A 17,779-nucleotide genomic window follows, 5' to 3' on the forward strand; every position below is an offset into this window, starting at 1 on the left:
ATTACACTAAACCATATCAATAAAAATTCTCGTCCATAAGATACATAAGTACAAAGTTTTACCGAAGGGAGTATTAAGATTGAAAGTTAAAGGTAATTCGGAACAAAAAAGAATTGGCATAATAGGGCTTGGTTACGTTGGATTGCCACTAGCCTTACTTTTTGTAAAGAAAGGCTTTCATGTAATAGGTATAGATATAGATACGAAAAAAATCGAGCAACTTAATAATGGGGGAAGCTATCTTCCTGATATTTCGGATGATGAAATAAGAAATGCTATTTCCACTAAAGAGTTAATGGTGGTAGATAACTACGATGTTATACAACACCTTGATGTAATCATCATATGTGTGCCGACCCCTTTAGGGAAAAACAGTAATCCTGACTTAAGTTTTCTAACTCACGTTGCAAATGAGCTAAAGAATAGGTTGGAAAAAGAACAAGTTGTCATACTTGAAAGCTCGACCTATCCTGGAACAACAACAGATGTTCTAAAGCCTATTCTAGAACAAAGAGGTTTTTTGACAGGAAAAGATTATTTCCTAGGCTATTCACCTGAGAGAATTGATCCGGGAAATAAGAATTATGAACTTGAACAAATTCCAAAGGTTGTAAGTGGTGTAACTGTCAATTGTGGAGAAAAAGTTTGTGAGATTTACAGTCAGGTATTTAATAGCGTAGAGATGGTTTCGTCCACTCAAGTAGCTGAGATGACAAAGCTACTTGAAAACAGTTATCGACTTATCAATATATCCTTTATAAATGAAATGGCAATGCTTTGTGATTATCTAAACATTAATATATGGGAAGTTATAGAGGCGGCAAATACAAAGCCATATGGATTTTCTCCCTTTTATCCAGGGCCAGGTATTGGAGGGCATTGTATCCCGGTTGATCCACTATATTTATCATGGAAAGGAAAACAACATGGATTCGATAGCCGTTTTATCCATTTAGCCCATCAAATTAACCATCAAATGCCTATATATATTGAAAAACAAGTTGAAGAATTGTTAGAAAATAGAGGTTTGAAATTTAAAGATGCAGGTATACTCCTTTGCGGAATATCTTATAAGAGGGAGAATGGTGATATAAGAGAATCTCCTCCGCTACTTATCTTAGAATCTTTAATAAAATCCGGTGCTAATGTTAGCTATCATGACCCTTATGTTCCTAAACTGCAATTAAACAAACAAACTTATCAAAGTATGGAATTAACAGCAGAAAATTTCAAAGAAATTGACTGCGTTCTTATTTTAACTGATCACCCGACTCTCCCAATTCAATTCATAATCGATCATGCTCCCCTGGTACTAGACTGCAGAAATGCAACTCAGGGATATGAGGGTATAGGGAAAGTTATTCGCTTGGGAGGTGGAAATAGATGAAAATTCTAGTAACAGGAGGAGCGGGGTTTATCGGTTCTCACCTTGTCGAGCAATTGCTTAAGCAAAATCACTCTGTTATCACTATAGATGATTTATCGAATGGGAAAAAATCTTTCCTTTACACAGTAATGGACCATCCAAATCACCAATTTATACAAGGATCAGTTCTAGAAACTGATATTCTAAAGCAAGCTATTAAAGGTTGTGATGTGGTGTTTCACCTTGCAGCAGTTTTGGGAGTTAAAAATACAGTTGAGAATCCATTAAAAGTGATTGAAGGAAATATTGATGGTACGCGAAGTGTACTCGAAGCAGCGTACTTGAATAAAACAAAAGTCATTTTTACTTCAACCTCTGAAGTATACGGAAAAAATGATAACCTTCCATTTCACGAGGATTCTCTTAGAGTTCTTGGACCTACCACTACTTCAAGATGGTGCTATGCTACAGCCAAGGCGTTAGATGAACACATGTGCTTTGCTTATGCCCAAAAAGGGTTGCCGGTCATCGTAGTTCGATACTTCAATGCCTATGGTCCAAGGGCAACTTCAACTCAATACGGAGGCGTAGTTCCTAAGTTTATAACTGCAGCACTGCAGGGAAAACCAATCACTGTTTATGGGAGTGGTGAGCAAACTCGTTGCTTTACCTATGTAGAAGATACAGTATTAGGAACAATGGGATGCTTAAACCCCAATGTTAAAAATCAGGTTTTTAATATCGGAATCAACGAAGAAATCTCTATTAATAAATTAGCGCAACAAATTAAATTAATTAGCGGAAGTCAATCGTCGATTGTGCATATTCCATATGAAAAAGCATTAGGAAAAGGCTATGAAGATACGGTCCATCGAGTACCTGACATAATTAAAGCGAGCGAATTATTATCTTTTCAGCCGAAAATATCTCTCGAAGATGGGCTTAAAAAGACAATTAGTTGGTATAAAAGACAAATGAAGGAACAGGAAGGTGATTGACGTTGAAAGTCCTCGTTACTGGTGGGGCTGGTTTCATTGGTTCTCATATTGTGGATCTCTTGATTGATGAGGGCTATCAACCAGTTGTTGTCGATAATCTATCTACAGGGAATTTGGGATTTCTTCATGAGAAGGTTCCATTTTATAAAGAGAATATTACTTCAAGTAATTTAGAAGCAATTTTTGCAAAAGAAAGACCAGATATAGTTATTCATCATGCAGCTCAAGTAGATGTATCTCAATCAATACAAAATCCATATGATGATGCTGTATCAAATATTATTGGAACCATTCAGTTACTAGACTGTTGCATAAAATTTAAAGTTAAAAAATTTATTTATGCATCATCATGTGCAGTTTACGGCGATGCAGGAGACCTTAGTATTAATGAGGGTTATCCAATACAACCAATTTCTTTTTATGGTATATCTAAATATACTCCAGAATTGTATATTAAGAGATTTCAACAACTCTATGGATTAACATATACAATATTACGGTACGCCAATGTGTACGGACCACGGCAAACTCCAAAAGGAGAAGGGGGCGTGGTTTCAATTTTTAGGGAACAGTTAAAAGACAATAAGCAACCGATTATATTTGGTGATGGTCAACAAACAAGGGATTTTGTATATGTGAAGGATGTGGCTAGAGCAAATATACTAGCTCTAAAAAAAGGACAAAATGAAATTTTCAACATAGGGTGTAATACAAAAACTAATATCAATGATCTTTTCAAGCTAATGAATACAATGACAAAGAAACAATTACTTCCAAAATACAAACCTCAACGTAAAGAGGATATTCGATTTAGTCAGCTTAACAATAATAAAGCCACTCAACTCCTAGGTTGGAAGCCAAAATATGATTTAACTTCTGGCTTAGAAGATACAATTTTCGATTAATCCTTTAAATAAAAAAAGATTTAAATCAAAATAATAATGAAAAACATCATTGCTTTTAAGCAATGATGTTTTTCATTATTTATCACAATTATATGTTAATGGATAATTGCGTAATTGTAACATGATATTGTTACAAAGAGAGAAATATTTATAACTACAATATATACATAGTTCATTATATTTAATATTGGCACCAGTGTTTACAATATCAATCAAGTAAGATCGCATCGAAAAAGTTCTTATAATATATTATTTCTGTTTTGGAATTAATTTTTTGAGGATAACCCAGCCACCAGATTTAATAAAGACAGGTTCATATTGATCTCCCCATCGCTTTAGTGCATTACGCACTGTCCATTTTGTGATTGTTTCATAAGATAATAAATCTTTTGTTTGATTGGTATTGTGTATCCTATGAACATAGAGAACATTATCGATCCAGTGAAATCGGAAATGCTCTATCAAACGAAGGAGGATTCTCTTATCTTCATTAAAACGACCATCAAACGGATCGTCTGTAGGCCAGCCGCCTACATAGTTCAACGCAGAGGTTCTATAAAATCTGGGCCAGACAGAAAGGTTAGAAAGTAGAAAGTCATAACGATTCTTAAAAAGACGTCCTTTTTTTATAATTTGCTTTTGTGCATTGTTTTCATTGAATATTCTAATGTTACCGCTTATGACAGCTACATCATCTGGTAAAGAACTTGCTTCTTTCATTAGAAGTTCAAGAGCACTTTCACACAGCCAATCATCACCATCTAGTTGAATCATAAATGGTGTTTCCACAGCAGATAAGCCAATGTTTAAACTATTAGATTGACCTAAATTTTCTTTGTTTTTAATTAAAGTGATCCTAGGATCATCCAAATAAGACTTTACTCCAAGTATACTATTGTCTGTTGAACAATCATCAACAAGAATCATTTTCCAATCTTCATAAGTTTGGTTGAAGACACTTTTTACAGCATCAATTAGATACAAACCTGGATTATAGAATGGAATAACAACAGTAACATCACTCATTCTAAGACATCTCCTTAAGACGGGGGCAAACCCTTTATTAATAGGCGTAGGTAAACATAATAAACCATATTACTTCTTGATTCGGTTGTTTTTCTTTATAGCATTTTTTCATATATGTGATATAGATATTTTTTATATACGCTAGTATGTTCTTTACATCCATTGGCTAGCGCACCCTCCGGTCGTTTACTATTGATTCGGTCGCCAAGTTGTTTTTCCACATGATTTGCAACCAGATGATTTTTTTCTAGGAATGGTTGTGTTTTTATGAGAACGTTTTCTTCTCTTAACTTCTCGATAAAGTGCTTGTATATCAGCCTTTTTCATTCATATCCTCCTCATTCGAGCTTTTCCTTTGAATAATACATACTATTCATGCTCGAAGCGAAGGTGTTGAGATCATTAAGGCTTTCTATAAAATGGGTTAATCACTGATTTCTTAGCTGTTTCTCGATTGAATTTAAAAGGATTAAATGGTTCTGGGGTGAATAGGGATTGTTGAGACTGAAATGGCGATATAGTTTTACGTTCTTTTATTGATTCTTTTGGTGAACGCTTTGTCTGTTTAATTGATGAATATTCATCTGGTAGTGAAGGCCATTCAGAAAAAGATGCTGCTGAAATTTGATAAGAAGAAAAGAGAGGATTGATTTTTTCGAGTACAGATGTAATTAGAAACTCGTATTGTGCGATAGATAGATGATCAATCGGTTTAAAGAAAGGTTTCATATAATACTGAATGGTTAAATAAGCAAGCCATTCCATTGACGTTTCGGTGTATTCATGATGAATCGAACACATAAGTGAGGAAAATGCCTTAGGTAACCAAATGTTTTTGTGAATTCTCTTTTGTAAATCCAAGCTTTTACTGTTCTTTCCTTTTAGATGATACGTTTTCTTGTCAGTTATTAGTGAGAGTGGGTAGTCATATTTATCGGAAATGTTTACTTTTATAGTTAGATCTGCATCAGTTGCATGATTAGTTAACTCAATACCAGTGTGAGTTAGTAAATCAAAGAAAAATGATTCTCTGGCCTTTGATTCAATATCGAGATACACTTTCTTCATATTTAGTGATCCAGTCAGTCTATTATCTTGAAGTGAAATTCCCCAATAAGGTAAAAGAATTTTAAGTGCCTCTAGGTCAATAATATCCAGATTACAAATCTCTTTATCCATCCAATACAATTTATTCAATATCTTTCACTCCCTGAAGTTAATGTTGACAGCTTCCAATTAAATTTGGGCCACTCCTTTTGTTGCATTTCTGTGCTAATTCCATAGTATGTAGTGAATCAACCTATCATGTGAAAGAAAGGAAGGAACGATATGGGTCACAAACCACATAAGAAACACACCGTTCCAACAGCTACAAATAGCTTACAGGATGAGTGTATTCGCGTTCAAAAAGTATACGACTGGGTGACCGATCAGCTTTCTGTAAAGAAGAAAATTCATTTTACAGATCATGAGCTTAAAAAGATCGAGTGTGCTATGGAAGATCCTAGCCGCCGTCCTCTTCGTATTGTATGTAAAACACCGGAAGCCCCTCCATTGTTCCCGCTCTCGGGTAGCGAACATACAGAGGATGACTTCTTCTGTGAACAAATTGGAGAGAAACGTGATGTTAGCGTAGCGATCCCTGGTGGAGGATTTGCGGATGCTCAACTCGTTGACCTTCTCTTTACAACTGATGTGAAGGTGAAGGTTGTTGATCGCCATGGTAAGTTAGTAACCGAGGTCGACTGCAACGCATCTGTTCTTGAATCATTCGTCTTGTGTTTCCCGAATGGGACAGATCTTTTCTGCCGAATTACTAAAATTGTTTGCCGCATTCCTTCAGGAACAGTCCTGCTAAATTGCCCGGCACCACGCTCTTTTGATCTTGAAGTCATTTTCTGTGTTGATATTCAAGTAGAAGCAGAAGTAAAACTAGAGGTGCTTGCTAAATTCTGTTCACCTCGAGACAATGATCTTCTTGCACCTGACTTAATTGATGAATGTCCTCCTGTTGAATTCCCTGAACAGTGTCCAAACATTTTCCCTCGACCAAATTGTGATTGTTCACTGTCTGGAGAAGCTAGTGGCGAAACGGACTCTGAAGATGAAGGCAAAGCAACATTACTTGTGAATATATGCGATGATTGCAGCCTGTCAGGTAGTTCGATGAAACTGAATTTTCATGACACCGATTCAAGTGATGGAAAGCACGACTTTACATTCACAGCTACAAGCTTTGATCAGGATACACTCGAATGTAAGGAGTGTGGAGATGGATTAAAGTTCATCATTGAGGGTAGCGGAGAAACTGATCGCGGTCGTAAACTTGACTTTAAACTAGCTGTCGTTGATTCTGATGATGATCAGTGGTTTGAAGTTCATTTATTGAATCGTCGAGGAAATGTAGTATTTAATACAGGAACAGTAGAAGTTGAAGAAGGCGAATTAACAATCGATGATTGCATCACATTTGAAGATCTAAAGTATAAGAAACAGCCATAAATCAGCAGTGCAGGAGATCATATCCTGCACTTTTTTGTTATGAAAGAAGACCTACTACTCATACATATAGAATAAGGTTAGCGCTGGGAAGAGAGGGGGAGGATCGATGCAAGGAGAGAAGTTAAGTTACTCTCGTCTCATTTCACGAACAAAATATTTTCAAGAAAAATCATTAGAGCTCGAGAAGGAACTTATTTTTGCTAATGATCAATTGGCTTCTTTAGAGAAGCAACTCGAATCAAGTAAAGATCACGAGAGCACGATTACTCATCTGAAAGAAGAGTTAAATAAGTTAGAAAGAAGGCTAGAGACTCAAACAGAGGAATTTATGCAGATGAAAAACGAAGTGGACGTAACGAAGGAAAGGAAGAATAGAACGGACGATTCGACTAAGATAAAGGGGTTTGAAGATCTATTAGCAGAAATGCAAATAGAGATTAATGAAAAAGACAAGCGACTTCAACATTACCAAGGGAAAATCAAGAACTTAGAAAAAAAAGCCCAGTATCTTCCTACTGAAAAGGCAGCTGAAGTGGAGGCAAAACCAATAGGAATCGCTGATCATTTTGCGGTTAGTTACTTTAATACCTCCATCATTATTCTTGATAAACAGTCTGTCATGATTCGGGGAGATTTGCAAATTGAAAATTGTGGAGGAGCCAAATTAACGAATCCGCTTGTTTGTTTTCGTTTTTCTCCTACAGAAATGGCGACTTTAAAAGGGAGAATTTACCCGATTGAAGTTGCTGAAACAAAAGCGCTGGATTCAAATGATCGCGTTCACTGGGTTTTTCCAGATCATGATTGGTTAGAGAAAGCGAAAGAAAAAGGAGAGATATGGGTATCTCCATTACATCCAGTGACATTAGATCCAGGTGACAAAATTGCGATTGAAAGTTTTCAAATTCCGATTAAATCTGAATTTAAAGAACCTGTCATTATAGAAGGATTTGTTTATTTTCAAAAAGAAAACTACAGGATAAAGGTTTCCAACCATATAGCATTGAGCTATTAAGATAGATTGCGCCCATACCTGTGTTTGCCTTCGTGCATAGGATAATGTGAAGTAGGAGGATAAAAGAGGAGGCGTAATCATGTCTGAAAAGAAAAGAAAACCACAGGTCATTCATGTTGACCGTGTGATTATTAAAGCTAATGAAGTCATTATCCAAGAAGAACGCGATGAGCATCGAAAAGGCAAAGAGGAGCGTAGAGAGAATCGTCGTGATCCCTGGGGGTTTTTTGGATCTAACGAATCAGCTGATCAGGATAGGAAACGTGATGTAAGAGAAGATGAGGATGAGGATGAGGATGAGAAAAGAGATCGTTACTGGTTTTAAGAGCAGAGTTTTCTGCTCTTTTTTTATTTTTCATATTTTTGTATAAAGAGTGTATCATCTTGTTTCCACTCCAATAGTAACACTTCAGAATAATGATCAATATGATTTTTCTTTAGCGTTTTAGTGAGCCATTCTTCGTTCAATCCAGCATCCTTTAAATTTTCCCAATCCATTTTCCCATCTGAAATAATCGAGTAAGCGAGATACCCTCTAGTCGGTTTAAGATTAAAATCTTCTTTAGTTGGCTCTTGATATTCAGATTTTTTTAACACGCTTATGCTGCCATTCGTTTCTAAGATAGCAAATTCAACTTCGTTCATAGAGAACACGTCTTTTTGGCGTAATAAATTCTGAAGTTGATTAATATCAAGCTTGTTTCTCTTCAGCTGATCGCGATTAATTTTTCCATTGTGAATCACGATCGAGGGTTTTCCTTCAAGAAATGATCTCGTTCCACGGAATTTTTGCGTAATCCATTCAACGATATAAATAAGAACTCCCCAGAGAAAAACTGCGTACATTATCGAAAAAATATTAACATTTTTATCATAAATCGCATTTCCTACAAGTTCACCGAGAACGAGGGAGGAAATAAAGTCAAAGGGGGTAATTTGCGTGATTTGAGTTTTTCCGAGAGCTTTCGTTAATATGAGTAAAGCTAGAAAGCCAATAAGAAGCTCAACCGTAGTCGACCCAATGTTCAAATCATCACCTTCTCCTGTTCGTTTTCCTTACTTAGAATGTACGAAAGATAGAGAAATTAAAGCAAAAATTTAAAATCACAAAAAAAACACTGGCGGCAACCAGTGTCATAAATTCTTTGTCATTGTTACGTGCGGAATCCCAGCATCCATGAATTGATCAGATATGACCTCATATCCGAGTTTTTCATAAAATCCTACGGCACTTATTTGTGCGTTTAGCTTTGTTCCCTTGAGGCTGAGGTCTTTTGCATGGGTTTCGATTGCGCTCATGAGAAGGAGCCCAAGTCCTGTGCCACGATAATCGCCGAGAACGCAAATGCGTTCAACTTTACCCATATTATCTAAAACGCGAAAACGACCGGCTGCAACGGGGGCACTTTTGTCATAAGCAACAAAATGGATCGCATCATTGTCGTGTTCATCAATCTCCAGGTCACTCGGAACGTTTTGCTCATCAACGAAAACGGTATGCCTTACTTTAAAGGCATCGCTCTTTTCTTTCTCTGTTTTAACGACACGAACATCCATTAGCGAACTTTACCAAGGTGGAACGTTTCAAATACCGTCCACATACCATTTTCAAGTTGATAAAGAAGTTGGAAACGGTCGATCATTTCTTCGTGGTTAACGTCCTTCATTTGCAAACTGCCATAGACATCAGAATGCTCATCGTCTGATAGGTTCTGAGCGATTGTAATGTGTGGAACAAAGTTATAATCACGTTCAGAAAGCGCCTCTTCAGGATTTAACTTTCTGTGCAAATCATCCAGTACTTCATTGTCTTTCACTTTAAAGTAGATCACGTTGTTAACGGGGTTAAAAGACCCTACTTTATAAACATGCATTGAAAAAGGTTTAGATTCATCAGAGATTTTGTGTAGCACAGGTGTTAACTTCTGAATCTCTTCTTCTGTTGCCTCAAAGCCCTCACGAAGCGTCAAATGTGGTGGAATGAGCGCATAGTGCGGATCATAACGTTTTCGAAAGGAGTTAGCAACGTCTGCTAGTTTTTTCGATGGGAAAATTGCAATGCCGTATTTCATATTCCATTCCCTCCTGGTTAATATACTCGATTGCCATTGATCGACAAGTCATATAATGTTCCATTTATAATTATACCAAAAATTCAAAAATAAGAAACGATAGACTCATTTAGAGTTTAAACATGTGTAGAAGTGAGCGTTTCATATCCGGTTGCCAGTTCTTCCAAAGATGTCCGCCTTCGAATTCATCATAGAAGTAATCAAATTCTTTCTCATTAATAATCTTGTTTAACGCTCGATTTGGTTCGATAAAATTCTTTGTTTTGCCATCAGTGGTAGGAACCTCTGTTTCTTCCTTTCCGATAATGTGATACAGCGAAAGTAGTTCAGGCTCTCTAAATCCTTTTACTTGATTCATGATAGCTTCATCTACGTAAGGAGAGTGAAGAATCGCTCGGCCGAATGTGCGTGGATAATCAAGAGCGGCTCGCAGCGCAACGGTAGCAGCTAAAGAGTCGCCGATAAGCCCGCGACCATATCCTAGGTGATAGGTTGCATATTCTTCGTCCAAATAAGGAACGAGTTCATTCGCAAGAAAACGCAGGTAGTCATCACTTTGCTCTCCATCAGGATGATATTTGCGCCAGCGATCTTCTACACTTTTGTAGGGAATGCCGACTATAATCAGTTCTTCAATTTCATCATTTTCGATAAGTTCATCCGCTGTTCGCCCAAGACGTCCTAACTTAAAGTAATCGCTACCATCATTGGCGATTAAAAAGGAGTATTTGTATAAGGGGGAATAATTATATGGTAAATAAACTTGAAAAGGTATTTCTTCTTTTAAGTACTCACTATAAATCGTTTCGTCCTTGTATGTACCTCTGTTCATTGTGATGCCTCCTATAAATTGTTGCAATTGTTAGATTGTTTGACAATGTAAAAAACATTAGTGATATAATGATTCTAACACATAAGTATTTATCGTTGACAGAGAGGGGTCTTATTATGAAGAAACGCATCCATAGTAGAGAAACAGAAGCAGCAGCAAAAGCCCTGATAAAAGAACGAGGCGTGACAATAGAGGATATTGCGGAGATTGTTTATGAAATGCAATACCCTTATGTAGATGAGCTTTCCATGGATGACTGTGTGGAGAGTGTTGAGGCCGTTTTAACGAAGCGAGAAATTCAACACGCTGTTCTAGTTGGTGTTGAATTGGACAAGCTAGCTGAACAGGGGAAACTTTCAGAACCACTTCAATCGATCGTGGAAACGGATGAAGGGTTATTTGGCGTTGATGAGACAATTGCGCTCGGTGCTGTATTTGGCTACGGAAGTATTGCGGTTACAACGTTTGGTCACCTTGATAAACAAAAATTTGGTATTATACAGAAGTTGGATACAAAAGTAGGGGAAAGCGTTCATACTTTCCTCGATGATCTTATTGCAAGCATCGCGGCTAATGCGTCGAGTCGACTAGCACACCGCCTCCGTGATCGAGAAGAAGCTCTAGATAAGGAAGAGCGTGAAAAGCGTGATAAAGAAGAACGGATCGGTTAAACAAAAGGGCATCAATCGGATGCCCTTTTTCTAATATTTTCCCAAGAAAGGATTGACAGTTGTTTAAATAGTCGTGTATATTAATAAATGTCCTTACATTACTGATCCGTTAGCTCAGTTGGGAGAGCGCTACCTTGACAGGGTAGAGGTCGTTGGTTCGAGCCCAATACGGATCACCATACATATAACGTACAAGCTGCATCTCAATTTTTGAGTTGCAGCTTTTTTATATTATAAATTTCTCTAAAACTCCGGCAAATGATCTAAATTATTCTCTTTGATTCCATCCGGCTCACTCCGAATGATGTCTCTTCCATACTTCTGGAAAACATCAACGCCAGAAAGTTGACCGTTCCTAGCTTTTTCTAACGTTTGTAAATAATCAAGTTCTTCTCCAGTGTTTGTCTTAAAAGCAATGAGATCTCCGTCTTCATTTCTTCTGACAGCTGTAATATAAGTGGCATCCTCTTTCGGTATATTTACATTAACTTTGTTTGTACCGCTTTTTACATATTCTTCATATGCTTCGGTGAATCGATCCATTGTCAGGCACTCCTTTTAATGATTGGCGATTTTTAATAAACTTGGTATTTCAAGCTCCCATAGATTCGAAATGGGATTTTTTTTGGCTGTTATCTCAACTGTCGTTGTAATAACACCAGCATCTTTAATATATACTTCAACATTTGCATGAATACGTTGTGCAAAAGGCTTTTTGGTACTTTTTGTGACGTTCCACTTGGTAAAAGACAAGCGTTTGAGAGCTTTAAGGTCCTTTTTTGTTATCTTTTCAGATAGGACTTTTTTTATTATAGAAGTGTCAGTGTTATTAATAGCAATCATTAGACTATCAACTAATTCATCCGGTGTTTGGTTCATCAAAAAGTGATCTAATTGACCGCTCGCTTTCAAGATCATTAAGTGGTGAGCGGGATCAGGAGTGGGCGTTTTATGTGTCGTACTGTTGAGGAAGTGAAGACAGAAGTGTCCATTGAATCCATTATCTAGCGCCCCAGCCCCGTGAGGCATCCCATTCATGGAAGCCGCTATTGTTCTTCCTTCGTATAAGACAATGACAGCTCTTCGCTTCCAACTCCATTCTCCATAAATCTCTTTTAGCACTCGCGTATCTTCTTTCGTTAAAGGTTGGATATCAGCGTGCTTGCTTCCCGCTCTTCGCTGAACCTGAAAAGAAGCACCACTTTCAACATCAATCATCGTAAAAATGGCTTTACGTGGTATGACCTCATCTACTTTCTCCCATGGTAGGAGTGTAATTTCGCTGTTGATTGGGAGGAGGTCATAGAAAGGTTCTACGCCAAAAGCGCTTTCTGAAACGAAAATTGAACAAAACAACAGTATAAAAATGAGTAACCGCTTCATTAACTCCCCCCTGATTCTGTTTATCATTCTTATTTTGCTCAAGCCATTTTGAACTATTCGATTTTATTAAATGAGCGAATGACGCATACTACGATCGAGTTCAGAAAGGGGAAATGAAATGTTTAGTCTTATTTTGGCATTATCACTTGCCTACGCAGGAGATGGGAAAGAACAAATAATCATTCATCGGAATGGAGAAAACGCACATCAGATTGAAAAACAAGCGCTTTTTTCAGAATGGCTCGGCTACCCATTTTATGAAGAGGAAGAATTAAATAAAGTGGTGGAAAAAGTAGATATGTCAATTTCAAAATCGCCAATAAATGCCACAATCGATTCACATGGAGTTATAAAAGAAGGTGTGAATGGATATGCGTTAGATCGTAATGATTTTCGAAAAGTGATTCTGCAAACATTGTATCAAGATGGAACAACTTGGATTGAACCTGAAGTTATCATTCGTTACCCAAGAGTCAATGCTGAGCTACTTGCTTCGATTCGAAGTAAAGAAGTAGGTGCATTTGTTACTCATTTTAGAAAAAATAATAGAGAGCGAACGTCAAATATTGTGTTAGCTGCTGAAGCGATAAACAATACAGTGGTGTTTCCTGGTGAAACGTTCTCGTTTAATCAAACAGTCGGAAAACGTACAAAGGAAAGAGGATATTTACCGGCACCGATTATCGTGAAAGGGGAATTGTCTGAAGGGATAGGGGGGGGATATGTCAGGTGTCATCCACTCTATTTAATGCGGTCGATCAAGCAGGCGTTCAAATCATCGAACGTTATTCACATAGTCGAAGTGTTCCATATGTGAAACCTGGACGAGATGCCACGGTAAGCTGGTATGGTCCTGACTTTTCTTTTCGTAATCATAACCAACAGCCATTGCTTATTAGCGCAAAAGTAGTAGAAGGGTCTGTTGTGATTCGTATTTATTCTTCTAAAGAGTAGGGAGAGAAGTAGTCATCGACCGATACAATGATGAATTTTATCCTTTCTATAAGCAGTAACTCGTTAAGTTCTATACGCGTCAATGCTATAATGAAATCATACTATCTTAAAGGAGACCGCGTATGGAATCTAATAAAACAAATCATCCGAAAATTTCCATGCTCAAAGCCGGCTCTGAATTGGAAAAGAAAGACCTTAACCTCGAACTAATGGAGAAAAGCAGAAAATTGGATCACATTTTTAATCATTCCCGAGATGGGATGACTCTTTCAGATCAACATGGAAACTTGGTGGAGATCAACCAGGCGTGCTGCGAGATTTTTGAATTAGATATGGAATCGATTCAGTCTAAAAAAATTGGCCACCATGTCGCTCCTGAAGGAATTCGCACGTTTCAACAAATGAGAAGGGATCTAGTTAAGGAAGGTTATGTCATCGAAAAGCTTCCTGTTATTCTTGAGAACGGAAAAAGTAAATTCATTGAGTTATCGATAACCTACAAGGCATATCGTGATTTGAACTTATCGATCATTCGAGATGTAACAGAAGAACAGCTTCTCTTAAATCAGTTAACGGAAAGCGAAAATAAATTTACGAATATTTTTGAAAATGCTCTTGATGGTATTTTAATCTGGAATCCAGAGCGAATGATTGTAGATGCAAATCCTGCCGCTTGTAAATTATTTAACATGAGTCTTAGCGAAATGAAAACGTATCATTTATTTGATTTTCTTGAAGGTGAAAATCGATCGATTGGAAAAACGTTTCAGGAAAGAGTAGAAAGACATGGAGAGGTCCGTGGGGATATTCAGTTTACAATGCCAGGTGGGGAAAAGAAGCAACTGGAATTCACAACAAAAAAAAGCGCATATGGGAATTTGTATTTAACCATTTATCGTGACATTACCCATACAAAACAAATGATTAAAGAGCTTCAGCAAAGTGAAGAACGCTTCCGCCAACTGTTTGAACGGGCGTTAGACGGTATGGCAATTCTCGATCAGAATGGCTATATCGTTAATGTAAACGGTGCATTTTGTCAGATGTTTGAAGTAGTTGAAGATCAACTCATTTCAACTCATTACTCTAATCTCGAAAATGGTTGTGATCTTACGTGGGATAATGCTGCAACGTTAGGGAGAAGTGGTGAAGGAAAAAGAATTCGTCAAAGTACAGGTGGAAAGCAATATTTTAGTTTTACGCTAAGTTATGAAATTTATCCGAATCACCATCTTGTTATTATTCGAGATGTGACAGAGATTAAGAAAGCGGAAGAAGATTTACGTAAGACAGAGACCACTCACGTCCTCGGTGATCTTGCAGCAAGCGTTGCGCACGAAATACGAAACCCATTATCGACTGTAAAAGGTTTTCTCCAATTACTTGATGGCAATGAAGCAGTAAATCAAGAGTTACTAAAAGTAGTAGGAGTTGAAATGCAACAACTAGAGGAGATTGTTAACGAGTTTCTTTTACTTTCAAAGCGCGAATTTGTATCATACGAAGTAGTTAATTTAAATAAAATGTTGGCTGAGTTGGTTGAACAATTATCGCAAAAAACAGCCCGCCATAATATTAGTATTGTCGAGGTCTATGGGAGCATAGATGTGGAGTATAGCTGTATCCGCTCACATATTAAACAAGTGATAATGAATCTAATCAATAATGGAATTGAGTCTATGCCGAATGGTGGGCAATTAAAGACAAAATTATTAAAAACAGAGACTGGTGAAATATTTATTGAAGTAGAGGACCATGGTGAAGGGATACCGGATCATTTAATCAACCGGCTAGGTGAGCCTTATTACCAAACTTCTGAAAAAGGTACGGGGCTCGGATTAATGGTAAGTTATAAGGTGATTAAAGAACATGGTGGTCAAATAGACGTAACGAGTAACAAGAATGAAGGTACAGTTTTTCGTGTAATGCTACCTGCAAACCCACCAATCGTTCATATGGAAAAGGAGGAGTAGAAGTGATTGAAGTTCAACAAATACACCACGTGAGTTTAGCGGTTACAGACATTGAAAGAGCCAAAAGATTTTATCGAGAAATTTTATGTCTAGAGGAAATCGACCGACCGAATTTTGACTTTCCGGGGGCCTGGTACCGAATCGGAAGTCAGCAACTTCATCTTATTGTTTATCCGGAAGCAAAAACACTTCGTGACTCAAACGAATTATCTTCAAGGGAAGGGCATTTTGCCTTTCGTGTGAAGAGTTATGAGGAAACGCTTCGCTGGCTTAAAGAAAAAGGCGTCACAATATATGAAAACCCAACGAGTAAAAGTGGTTTTGCGCAAATTTTTGTTGCCGATCCTGATGGAAATTTAATTGAGCTAAATACAGAACAATAAAAAGACGCCTGATGGCGCCTTTTTATTATGGATGAGCAGGAAATTCATTCTTTTCACGCTGGGGATTAGCGCTTTTTTTCGCTTCCTTTACAACTTCCTTCGCTTTTTGTGCGCGTTGTTGATCTTCCTTAGCCTTTTCTTCAATCTTTCTAATCTCTTCTCTTGAATGTTCCACTTTCATTACCCTCCTATTTTTTTATCCAAAAGTTGATGGGTGAATTGGATAATTGTTTATTTAACGTACCTTACCGTAAATTTATAAAAGAATCAAGTTTTTTCTGTTTATTCCGACATCTTATCTTTCCTCTACACATATGATGGAAAGAAATGAACAGAGGAGGACTTCGATGGTAGCGGTATTGTTAACAATGGTCGTGCTGTTTCTTGGACTGGCTCTTTTTATGGCAGTCGTATGGAATGCAATCAAAGCTGATTCTGCAAAGTCTGACCTTGAAATGATGTGGGAAAAGTATGAAGAAGTGATTAGGAAAGAAGATGTGCTCTAGCCCGATAGGGGCTTTTTTCTTTGGAGTAAACGAAAAAAAGTTGGCTAAAATGGGATGAGATGTTGTTTTCAAATCTTATAATCAGGGTAATTTAAAATAGAATTGAGGTGATGCAACAATGGGAATACGAACGAAGTTAAGGAGAAATCGAACTCAAAAAAAAGGAATGCCCCCGGGGTCTCTCGTTTATATTGGGGATGAACAAACAGAAGAAGTAACCATTTCAGCGATCGCTTTCAACAGTGATAAAATTGACGAATACGAGAATGCATCACTTGATGAAGTGAAAACAATGATTGATTCCGAAAAAGTTACCTGGGTTAATGTAAATGGTGTACATAATGTTCAACTAATTGACCAGATAAGCAAGCATGTGGGGTTACACCCGTTAACAACAGAAGATATTTTAAATACCGAGCATCGACCAAAAATCGATTTTTTTGAAGATCATTTATTGGCGATTGTAAAAATGCTTGATTTACCAGAAGAAAGCTCGGATCTTGATGATGAGCAAGTGAGTTTTATATTAATGGAAAATACCGTCATTACTTTCCAAGAAAAACGGGGTGATTTATTTGATCCTGTTCGCCTTCAGCTCCAAGAAAGTAAGGGGCGTATAAGAAAAAGCGGTGCTGATTTTCTTTTCTATTCGTTACTCGATGTCATATTTGATCAATACCTTATCATAATGGATGAGATGGATGATCGAATTGCTCAGCTTGAAGGAATGATCATGGAAGATCCTGATAATCATTCGCTACAAGACATTAATCAGTATAAGAACACCATCCTTCAATTAAAGAAAACCGTATGGCCTGTAAGAGAAGTCGTGAACAAGTTAATTAATCGTAAAGTTTCTTATATTAAAGAAGATATTTCTTTTTACCTACAAGATATACATGATCACATTGTTCAGGCGAACGATATGGTCGAAACATCAAGAGGTCAATTATATGGCTTATTGGATGTGTATTATTCTAGTTTAAGTATGAAAATGAATGAAATTATGAAAGTGTTAACAATTGTTTCCACTATTTTTATTCCATTAACGTTTATTGCAGGAATTTATGGAATGAACTTCAATAATATGCCTGAATTAAGTTGGGAGTGGAGCTATCCAGTAGTATGGATTGTCATGATTATCATTACTGGATTAATGCTCATGTATTTCAAACGAAAAAAGTGGTTCTAGG

At 37.2% G+C, this 17,779-nt stretch carries 21 protein-coding genes, 1 tRNA gene and 1 pseudogene; 13 read left to right on the top strand and 10 right to left on the bottom strand.

Features of this window, described 5'->3' with window-relative positions:
• Window positions 1-79: 79 nt before the first annotated feature.
• Genes PQ578_RS12665 through PQ578_RS12675 form a run of 3 tightly spaced genes read left to right on the top strand, consistent with a single transcriptional unit; the run spans window position 80 to window position 3,269 of the window.
• Window positions 80-1,387, top strand: coding sequence for a nucleotide sugar dehydrogenase (locus PQ578_RS12665; RefSeq protein WP_273834662.1), 1,308 nt, complete (start codon window positions 80-82; stop codon window positions 1,385-1,387).
• A complete protein-coding gene (locus tag PQ578_RS12670; protein WP_273834664.1) occupies window positions 1,384-2,364 on the top strand; it encodes an NAD-dependent epimerase/dehydratase family protein in 981 nt (326 codons plus the stop codon). The genes PQ578_RS12665 and PQ578_RS12670 overlap by 4 nt, the downstream gene beginning before the upstream one ends.
• 2 nt (window positions 2,365-2,366) lie before the next feature.
• Window positions 2,367-3,269 (top strand): NAD-dependent epimerase/dehydratase family protein, encoded by a 903-nt coding sequence (locus PQ578_RS12675; protein ID WP_273834666.1) that lies wholly within the window; start codon window positions 2,367-2,369, stop codon window positions 3,267-3,269.
• A 249-nt stretch (window positions 3,270-3,518) separates the two neighbouring features.
• Here the strand turns inward: PQ578_RS12675 and PQ578_RS12680 are convergent, their stop codons facing one another.
• The 3 genes from PQ578_RS12680 to PQ578_RS12690 all read right to left on the bottom strand — a co-directional run bounded on the left by PQ578_RS12680 (window position 3,519) and on the right by PQ578_RS12690 (window position 5,492).
• Window positions 3,519-4,295: a glycosyltransferase family 2 protein gene (locus tag PQ578_RS12680; RefSeq protein ID WP_273834667.1), complete on the bottom strand. Its 777-nt coding sequence runs from the start codon at window positions 4,293-4,295 to the stop codon at window positions 3,519-3,521.
• 189 nt (window positions 4,296-4,484) lie between these two features.
• On the bottom strand, window positions 4,485-4,622 hold the full coding sequence (locus PQ578_RS12685) for a hypothetical protein (protein ID WP_273834668.1): 138 nt from the start codon (window positions 4,620-4,622) through the stop codon (window positions 4,485-4,487).
• A gap of 75 nt (window positions 4,623-4,697) precedes the next feature.
• Window positions 4,698-5,492, bottom strand: coding sequence for a hypothetical protein (locus tag PQ578_RS12690; protein ID WP_273834669.1), 795 nt, complete (start codon window positions 5,490-5,492; stop codon window positions 4,698-4,700).
• A 132-nt stretch (window positions 5,493-5,624) separates the two neighbouring features.
• Here PQ578_RS12690 and PQ578_RS12695 point away from each other — a divergent pair, with 132 nt between their 5' ends.
• The 3 genes from PQ578_RS12695 (at window position 5,625) to PQ578_RS12705 (ending at window position 8,137) form a co-directional block, all read left to right on the top strand.
• Window positions 5,625-6,797: a BMQ_0737 family morphogenetic spore coat protein gene (locus PQ578_RS12695; protein ID WP_273834670.1), complete on the top strand. Its 1,173-nt coding sequence runs from the start codon at window positions 5,625-5,627 to the stop codon at window positions 6,795-6,797.
• Window positions 6,798-6,903: 106 nt separating this feature from the next.
• Window positions 6,904-7,812 carry a hypothetical protein gene (locus PQ578_RS12700; RefSeq protein ID WP_273834671.1) on the top strand — a complete coding sequence of 303 codons (909 nt, stop codon included), beginning with the start codon at window positions 6,904-6,906 and terminating at the stop codon, window positions 7,810-7,812.
• A gap of 79 nt (window positions 7,813-7,891) precedes the next feature.
• Window positions 7,892-8,137: a hypothetical protein gene (locus PQ578_RS12705; protein ID WP_273834673.1), complete on the top strand. Its 246-nt coding sequence runs from the start codon at window positions 7,892-7,894 to the stop codon at window positions 8,135-8,137.
• Between the two features lie 23 nt (window positions 8,138-8,160).
• Here PQ578_RS12705 and PQ578_RS12710 read toward each other — a convergent pair whose 3' ends face one another.
• The 4 genes from PQ578_RS12710 to PQ578_RS12725 all read right to left on the bottom strand — a co-directional run bounded on the left by PQ578_RS12710 (window position 8,161) and on the right by PQ578_RS12725 (window position 10,716).
• Window positions 8,161-8,841 carry a DUF421 domain-containing protein gene (locus tag PQ578_RS12710; RefSeq protein WP_273834674.1) on the bottom strand — a complete coding sequence of 227 codons (681 nt, stop codon included), beginning with the start codon at window positions 8,839-8,841 and terminating at the stop codon, window positions 8,161-8,163.
• Between the two features lie 105 nt (window positions 8,842-8,946).
• Window positions 8,947-9,369 (bottom strand): GNAT family N-acetyltransferase, encoded by a 423-nt coding sequence (locus tag PQ578_RS12715; RefSeq protein WP_273834675.1) that lies wholly within the window; start codon window positions 9,367-9,369, stop codon window positions 8,947-8,949.
• Window positions 9,369-9,884 (bottom strand): YjcG family protein, encoded by a 516-nt coding sequence (locus PQ578_RS12720; protein ID WP_098443198.1) that lies wholly within the window; start codon window positions 9,882-9,884, stop codon window positions 9,369-9,371. Before PQ578_RS12720 ends, PQ578_RS12715 begins: the two co-directional genes overlap by 1 nt.
• A 109-nt stretch (window positions 9,885-9,993) precedes the next feature.
• Window positions 9,994-10,716, bottom strand: coding sequence for an alpha/beta hydrolase (locus PQ578_RS12725; RefSeq protein ID WP_273834676.1), 723 nt, complete (start codon window positions 10,714-10,716; stop codon window positions 9,994-9,996).
• A 116-nt stretch (window positions 10,717-10,832) separates the two neighbouring features.
• On the opposite strand from PQ578_RS12725, the gene PQ578_RS12730 reads away from it, so the two are divergent.
• Complete coding sequence (locus PQ578_RS12730; RefSeq protein ID WP_098443200.1) at window positions 10,833-11,387, top strand: phosphatidylglycerophosphatase A family protein; 555 nt, start codon at window positions 10,833-10,835, stop codon at window positions 11,385-11,387.
• Between the two features lie 103 nt (window positions 11,388-11,490).
• Window positions 11,491-11,566 (top strand) — tRNA-Val (locus tag PQ578_RS12735).
• Between the two features lie 64 nt (window positions 11,567-11,630).
• Here PQ578_RS12735 and PQ578_RS12740 read toward each other — a convergent pair.
• Complete coding sequence (locus PQ578_RS12740) at window positions 11,631-11,930, bottom strand: DUF3892 domain-containing protein (protein WP_273834679.1); 300 nt, start codon at window positions 11,928-11,930, stop codon at window positions 11,631-11,633.
• Window positions 11,931-11,945: 15 nt separating this feature from the next.
• Window positions 11,946-12,770 carry a hypothetical protein gene (locus PQ578_RS12745; RefSeq protein ID WP_273834680.1) on the bottom strand — a complete coding sequence of 275 codons (825 nt, stop codon included), beginning with the start codon at window positions 12,768-12,770 and terminating at the stop codon, window positions 11,946-11,948.
• Window positions 12,771-13,068: 298 nt separating this feature from the next.
• Here PQ578_RS12745 and PQ578_RS12750 point away from each other — a divergent pair.
• From PQ578_RS12750 to PQ578_RS12760, 3 genes and pseudogenes are all read left to right on the top strand, one after another.
• Window positions 13,069-13,724 (top strand): annotated as a pseudogene (locus PQ578_RS12750) (VanW family protein).
• A 122-nt stretch (window positions 13,725-13,846) separates the two neighbouring features.
• Window positions 13,847-15,697: a PAS domain-containing sensor histidine kinase gene (locus PQ578_RS12755; protein WP_273834681.1), complete on the top strand. Its 1,851-nt coding sequence runs from the start codon at window positions 13,847-13,849 to the stop codon at window positions 15,695-15,697.
• A 2-nt stretch (window positions 15,698-15,699) separates the two neighbouring features.
• Window positions 15,700-16,080: a VOC family protein gene (locus tag PQ578_RS12760; RefSeq protein WP_273834682.1), complete on the top strand. Its 381-nt coding sequence runs from the start codon at window positions 15,700-15,702 to the stop codon at window positions 16,078-16,080.
• Between the two features lie 25 nt (window positions 16,081-16,105).
• Here PQ578_RS12760 and PQ578_RS12765 read toward each other — a convergent pair whose 3' ends face one another.
• Window positions 16,106-16,255 (bottom strand): hypothetical protein, encoded by a 150-nt coding sequence (locus PQ578_RS12765; protein WP_273834683.1) that lies wholly within the window; start codon window positions 16,253-16,255, stop codon window positions 16,106-16,108.
• 172 nt (window positions 16,256-16,427) lie between these two features.
• Between PQ578_RS12765 and PQ578_RS12770 the strand changes: the two genes are divergently transcribed.
• Both PQ578_RS12770 and corA read left to right on the top strand, forming a co-directional pair.
• The gene (locus PQ578_RS12770) at window positions 16,428-16,586 is read left to right on the top strand and encodes a hypothetical protein (RefSeq protein ID WP_273834685.1); all 159 of its coding nucleotides are present in this window, start codon (window positions 16,428-16,430) and stop codon (window positions 16,584-16,586) included.
• Between the two features lie 118 nt (window positions 16,587-16,704).
• Window positions 16,705-17,778, top strand: a complete 1,074-nt coding sequence (gene corA / locus PQ578_RS12775) for a magnesium/cobalt transporter CorA (protein WP_273834687.1) — start codon at window positions 16,705-16,707, stop codon at window positions 17,776-17,778.
• Window position 17,779 lies beyond the last annotated feature (1 nt).

The sequence above is a fragment of the Guptibacillus sedimenti genome (genome assembly GCF_028610665.1).
Classification (GTDB): Bacteria; Bacillota; Bacilli; order Bacillales; family Guptibacillaceae; genus Guptibacillus; species Guptibacillus sedimenti.

Bases quoted from the DNA above. Each gene is read 5' to 3' on its own strand.
- PQ578_RS12670 (WP_273834664.1), top strand. From the start codon at position 1,384: ATGAAAATTCTAGTAACAGGAGGAGCGGGGTTTATCGGTTCTCACCTT.
- PQ578_RS12680 (WP_273834667.1), bottom strand. From the start codon at position 4,295: ATGAGTGATGTTACTGTTGTTATTCCATTCTATAATCCAGGTTTGTAT.
- PQ578_RS12685 (WP_273834668.1), bottom strand. From the start codon at position 4,622: ATGAAAAAGGCTGATATACAAGCACTTTATCGAGAAGTTAAGAGAAGA.
- PQ578_RS12695 (WP_273834670.1), top strand. From the start codon at position 5,625: ATGGGTCACAAACCACATAAGAAACACACCGTTCCAACAGCTACAAAT.
- PQ578_RS12700 (WP_273834671.1), top strand. From the start codon at position 6,904: ATGCAAGGAGAGAAGTTAAGTTACTCTCGTCTCATTTCACGAACAAAA.
- PQ578_RS12705 (WP_273834673.1), top strand. From the start codon at position 7,892: ATGTCTGAAAAGAAAAGAAAACCACAGGTCATTCATGTTGACCGTGTG.
- PQ578_RS12715 (WP_273834675.1), bottom strand. From the start codon at position 9,369: ATGGATGTTCGTGTCGTTAAAACAGAGAAAGAAAAGAGCGATGCCTTT.
- PQ578_RS12720 (WP_098443198.1), bottom strand. From the start codon at position 9,884: ATGAAATACGGCATTGCAATTTTCCCATCGAAAAAACTAGCAGACGTT.
- PQ578_RS12725 (WP_273834676.1), bottom strand. From the start codon at position 10,716: ATGAACAGAGGTACATACAAGGACGAAACGATTTATAGTGAGTACTTA.
- PQ578_RS12730 (WP_098443200.1), top strand. From the start codon at position 10,833: ATGAAGAAACGCATCCATAGTAGAGAAACAGAAGCAGCAGCAAAAGCC.
- PQ578_RS12740 (WP_273834679.1), bottom strand. From the start codon at position 11,930: ATGGATCGATTCACCGAAGCATATGAAGAATATGTAAAAAGCGGTACA.
- PQ578_RS12745 (WP_273834680.1), bottom strand. From the start codon at position 12,770: ATGAAGCGGTTACTCATTTTTATACTGTTGTTTTGTTCAATTTTCGTT.
- PQ578_RS12755 (WP_273834681.1), top strand. From the start codon at position 13,847: ATGGAATCTAATAAAACAAATCATCCGAAAATTTCCATGCTCAAAGCC.
- PQ578_RS12770 (WP_273834685.1), top strand. From the start codon at position 16,428: ATGGTAGCGGTATTGTTAACAATGGTCGTGCTGTTTCTTGGACTGGCT.
- corA (WP_273834687.1), top strand. From the start codon at position 16,705: ATGGGAATACGAACGAAGTTAAGGAGAAATCGAACTCAAAAAAAAGGA.